Raw genomic sequence first — 5,442 nt, 5'->3', positions numbered from 1 at the left:
ACGCAATGAACAAAAGGAAAAGCGAACGACCGATTAGTATCTGCAAGCTAAACATGTCACCATGCTTACACATCAGACCTATCAACCTCGTAGTCTACAAGGGGTCTTAAAGGAGATCTTATCTTAAGGGCGGCTTCACGCTTAGATGCTTTCAGCGTTTATCCGTTCCGCACATAGCTGCCCAGCTGTGCCACTGGCGTGACAACTGGTGCACCAGAGGTGCGTCCATCCCGGTCCTCTCGTACTAGGGACAGCTCCTTTCAAATCTCCAACGCCCACGACAGATAGGGACCGAACTGTCTCACGACGTTCTGAACCCAGCTCGCGTACCGCTTTAATTGGCGAACAGCCAAACCCTTGGGACCGAATTCAGCCCCAGGATGCGATGAGCCGACATCGAGGTGCCAAACCTCCCCGTCGATGTGGACTCTTGGGGGAGATCAGCCTGTTATCCCCAGGGTAGCTTTTATCCGTTGAGCGACGGCATTTCCACTCACATATACCGCCGGATCACTAACTCCAACTTTCGTTACTGCTCGACCCGTCAGTCTCGCAGTTAGGCTCGCTTATGCGTTTGCACTCTCTGGCATGGTTTCCGTCCATGCTGAGCGAACCTTTGAGCGCCTCCGTTACCTTTTAGGAGGCGACCGCCCCAGTCAAACTGCCCGCCTAACAATGTCCCCTGACCTGATTCAAGGCCACAGGTTAGAATTCCAGCACCTCAAGAGTGGTATCCCAACAATGACTCCATACAAGCTGACGCCTGTATTTCCCAGTCTCCCACCTATCCTGTACATGAAATACCGAAATCCAATATTAAGCTGCAGTGAAGCTCCATGGGGTCTTTCCGTCTAGTCGCGGGTAACCGGCATCTTCACCGGTACTACAATTTCGCCGGGTGGGTTGTTGAGACAGTGCCCAAATCGTTACACCATTCGTGCGGGTCAGAACTTACCTGACAAGGAATTTCGCTACCTTAGGACCGTTATAGTTACGGCCGCCGTTTACTGGGGCTTCAATTCAATGCTCTCACATCTCCTCTTAACCTTCCAGCACCGGGCAGGTGTCACCCCATATACGTCATCTTTCGATTTAGCATAGAGCTGTGTTTTTGCTAAACAGTCGCTTGGGCCTATTCTCTGCGGCTTACCTTCGTAAGCACCCCTTCTCCCGAAGTTACGGGGTCAACTTGCCGAGTTCCTTAACAACCCTTCTCCCGCTGGCCTTAGAATCTTCTTCCTGTCTACCTGTGTCGGTTTGCGGTACGGGCTCCTTCCATATACACACAGCTTTTCTCGCCTCTTTCCAAACTGACTTCCACTCACTCGTGTCCCTTTCGACCGGGGCAACCAACGCCCGGCTCAGCCCTTCAAAAGTGTCCCTGTGCTTAAATCTTCGGAGGCTACGGAATTTCTACCGTATGTGCATCGGCTACGCGTTTCCGCCTCACCTTAGCTCCCGGCTAACCCTGAGAGGACGAACCTTCCTCAGGAAACCTTAGACTTTCGGCCATTATGATTCTCACATAATTCTCGCTACTCATTCCGGCATTCTCACTCGTATACAATCCACCACCGCTTCCGCTATGACTTCACCTCGTATACGACGCTCCCCTACCCCTGACATTACTGTCAAGCCCAAGCTTCGGTATGAATTTTAGCCCCGTTGAATTTTCGGCGCAGAGTCACTCGACCAGTGAGCTATTACGCACTCTTTTAATGAGTGGCTGCTTCTAAGCCAACATCCTGGTTGTCTGTGCAATTCCACATCCTTTTCCACTTAAATCCATTTTGGGACCTTAGCTGTGGGTCTGGGCTGTTTCCCTTTTGACTATGAGACTTATCTCACATAGTCTGACTGCTGTACATCAATTATCCGGCATTCTTAGTTTGATAGGGTTCAGTAACTTCTCAGCCCCTAGCCCATTCAGTGCTTTACCTCCGGTAATCTAATACAACGCTAGCCCTAAAGCTATTTCGGGGAGAACCAGCTATATCCGGGTTCGATTGGAATTTCTCCGCTAGCCACATCTCATCCGCCGCCTTTTCAACGGAGGTCGGTTCGGCCCTCCATGGAGTTTTACCTCCACTTCAGCCTGGACATGGCTAGGTCACCCGGTTTCGGGTCTATGGCATGCAACTTATCGCCCTTGTCAGACTCGCTCTCGCTTCGGCTTCAGACCTCAAGTCCTTAACCATGCTGCATACCATAACTCGCCGGACCATTCTACAAAAGGTACCATATCACACATTGACGTGCTCTATGTGCTTGTAAGCACAGAGTTTCAGGTTCTTTTCACTCCCCTCCCGGGGTTCTTTTCACCGTTCCTTCACAGTACTATACGCTATCGGTCATTGAGTAGTATTTAGGCTTGGAGGGTGGTCCCCCCATCTTCCCACGGGATTTCACGTGCCCCGCGGTACTCTGGATCCTGCTCGCTCCTTCTCCTTTTCGTCTACGTGACTCTCACACTCTCTCGTCAGCCTTCCCAGACTGTTCGACTAAAGATCAGGAATACTAAATGCAGTCCGAACCCCGAAAGAATTTCTTCTCTCGGTTTGGCCTCTTCCGCGTTCGCTCGCCACTACTTACAGAATCTCGGTTGATTTCTCTTCCTCGCCCTACTTAGATGTTTCAGTTCAGGCGGTTCCCCTCCATATGCTATTGATTCACATATGGATGCATGAACTACTTCATGCGGATTGCTCCATTCGGAAATCAGCGGATCAATGCTTGCTTACAACTCCCCGCTGCTTATCGCAGTTAACCACGTCCTTCTTCGGCTCTCAATGCCAAGGCATTCACTCTGCGCTCTTCTTTGCTTTACCATTTGTTCGTTTGGTTCTTCTCAGAATTTTCGCGTCCAACTATTTGTAGTATTTTTTACCCAACATTTTGGTTTTTCACCTTCATGTCGTTGTTTCTACTTACTCGTAGTTTTCACTTGCATTTGCTTTCATTATTCTGTTTTCAAGCTGCACTTTTTTCTGTCCTTTTCCAAGAACAGATATCAACAGATGATCTTTTTCATCTACTGATATTTGCTCTTGCAAGCAAGACACTTCTTTCCTACACAATCATTTTCTTTCAAAAGCCATCGTGTAAGTTTAAAGCTTTTTCTTTGGTAAACCCGAATTGTTTTTTCTTTTGCTTACTTTTCTTTTTTCACGAAAAAGAAAAGTGAGTGGTGGGCACAAATGGACTCGAACCATCGACCTCACGCTTATCAGGCGTGCGCTCTAACCACCTGAGCTATGCGCCCTTTTGGTGGAGATGAGGAGGATCGAACTCCTGACCCCCTGCTTGCAAAGCAGGTGCTCTCCCAGCTGAGCTACACCCCCATGTTCGGGTTTCCCTCGGTTTTTCAAGCTTCTTTTTGCAGACACTCTTTCTCCTTGAGTATCCTCAAAATTGAACAATGCTTTCTTTCTACTTGCTCTCCCTTGCTGACCGAAGCTTTTGAACTTTCGTTCGTGCTCCTTAGAAAGGAGGTGATCCAGCCGCACCTTCCGATACGGCTACCTTGTTACGACTTCACCCCAGTCATCAATCCCACCTTAGACGGCATCCTCCCGAAGGTTAGACGACCGGCTTTGGGTGTTACCGACTCCCATGGTGTGACGGGCGGTGTGTACAAGGCCCGGGAACGTATTCACCGCAGCATGCTGATCTGCGATTACTAGCAATTCCGACTTCATGCAGGCGAGTTGCAGCCTGCAATCTGAACTGGGACAATTTTTGGGGATTTGCTCCACATCGCTGTATTGCTTCCCTCTGTTATATTGCCATTGTAGTACGTGTGTAGCCCAGGTCATAAGGGGCATGATGATTTGACGTCATCCCCACCTTCCTCCGTTTTGTCAACGGCAGTCCCATTAGAGTGCTCTTGCGTAGCAACTAATGGTAAGGGTTGCGCTCGTTGCGGGACTTAACCCAACATCTCACGACACGAGCTGACGACAACCATGCACCACCTGTCTTTGTGTTCCGAAGAAAATACCTATCTCTAGGTACGTCACTCGATGTCAAGACCTGGTAAGGTTCTTCGCGTTGCTTCGAATTAAACCACATACTCCACTGCTTGTGCGGGCCCCCGTCAATTCCTTTGAGTTTCAACCTTGCGGCCGTACTCCCCAGGTGGATTACTTATTGTGTTAACTGCGGCACGGAAGGGGTCAGTCCCCCCACACCTAGTAATCATCGTTTACGGCGTGGACTACCAGGGTATCTAATCCTGTTTGCTCCCCACGCTTTCGAGCCTCAGCGTCAGTAAAGGCCCAGTAAGCCGCCTTCGCCACCGATGTTCCTCCTGATCTCTACGCATTTCACCGCTACACCAGGAATTCCGCTTACCTCTACCTCACTCAAGAACAACAGTTTCAAATGCAGTCTATGGGTTGAGCCCATAGTTTTCACATCTGACTTGCCATCCCGCCTACGCTCCCTTTACACCCAGTAATTCCGGACAACGCTCGCTCCCTACGTATTACCGCGGCTGCTGGCACGTAGTTAGCCGGAGCTTTCTAAAAGAGTACCGTCATTATCGTCCTCTTCAACAGGAGTTTACAATCCGAAAACCTTCTTCCTCCACGCGGCATCGCTGCATCAGGGTTTCCCCCATTGTGCAATATTCCCCACTGCTGCCTCCCGTAGGAGTCTGGGCCGTGTCTCAGTCCCAATGTGGCCGATCAACCTCTCAGTCCGGCTACTGATCGTCGCCTTGGTAAGCCGTTACCTTACCAACTAGCTAATCAGACGCGAGTCCATCTCTAAGCGATAAATCTTTGATCACAGAAACATGCGAATCCATGATGTTATGCGGTATTACCATCCGTTTCCAGAAGCTATCCCACTCTCAGAGGCAGGTTACTCACGTGTTACTCACCCGTCCGCCACTAAGAACATTAAGCAAGCTCAATGTTCTCCGTTCGACTTGCATGTGTTAAGCGTGCCGCCAGCGTTCGTCCTGAGCCAGGATCAAACTCTTTATTTAAGTTGTATATACAGACGCTTCGCGTCTTTATATCGATCCTAGCAATTACGATTCGCTCGCAATTACCTTTGTGATTTTTCTGTCTTTTCTGACTTCTTAAAGTTCCAATCTCTTGGAATCTCAAGGGCTTTTTGCTTGTAGTGCATTGTTCAATTTTCAAGATACTTTCGAAGCAGCTTTCGTGCTGCAACTTTTATATTATATCACATTCAGAAGTTTTTGTCAAGTAAACATTTTGTGAACTGAAGTTCAACCTGTTTTCTTTCCGTTCCTTCTCGCCGTGACCAGCTTTTCTATTTTATCACATTCTGTCGATTTTGTCAAGTAAACATTTTATGAACTGAAGTTCATTCCATATTCTCTTTTTCCTCGACAGCCTGTCCAAAACAGTCAGCCTATTCATTCTACCACACTTCAAGCTTTTTGTCAAGTGAACTTTTCTTGAACAA

At 48.7% G+C, this 5,442-nt stretch carries 2 tRNA genes and 2 rRNA genes; all 4 read right to left on the bottom strand.

From position 1 onward, the window contains the following. Positions 1-13: 13 nt before the first annotated feature. Positions 14-2,828: ribosomal RNA gene (locus tag RUMCAL_RS07400) — 23S ribosomal RNA — on the bottom strand. A gap of 357 nt (positions 2,829-3,185) precedes the next feature. Next, a tRNA-Ile gene (locus RUMCAL_RS07395) sits at positions 3,186-3,262 on the bottom strand. 3 nt (positions 3,263-3,265) lie between these two features. Beyond that, positions 3,266-3,341 (bottom strand) — tRNA-Ala (locus RUMCAL_RS07390). 143 nt (positions 3,342-3,484) lie between these two features. After that, positions 3,485-4,993: ribosomal RNA gene (locus tag RUMCAL_RS07385) — 16S ribosomal RNA — on the bottom strand. Together the 16S and 23S rRNA genes with 2 tRNA genes alongside form the textbook arrangement of a ribosomal RNA operon. Positions 4,994-5,442 lie beyond the last annotated feature (449 nt).

The organism is Ruminococcus callidus ATCC 27760 (assembly GCF_000468015.1).
GTDB classification, from domain to species: Bacteria; Bacillota; Clostridia; order Oscillospirales; family Ruminococcaceae; genus Ruminococcus_C; species Ruminococcus_C callidus.
This window is presented reverse-complemented; position numbering and strand designations above follow the sequence as displayed.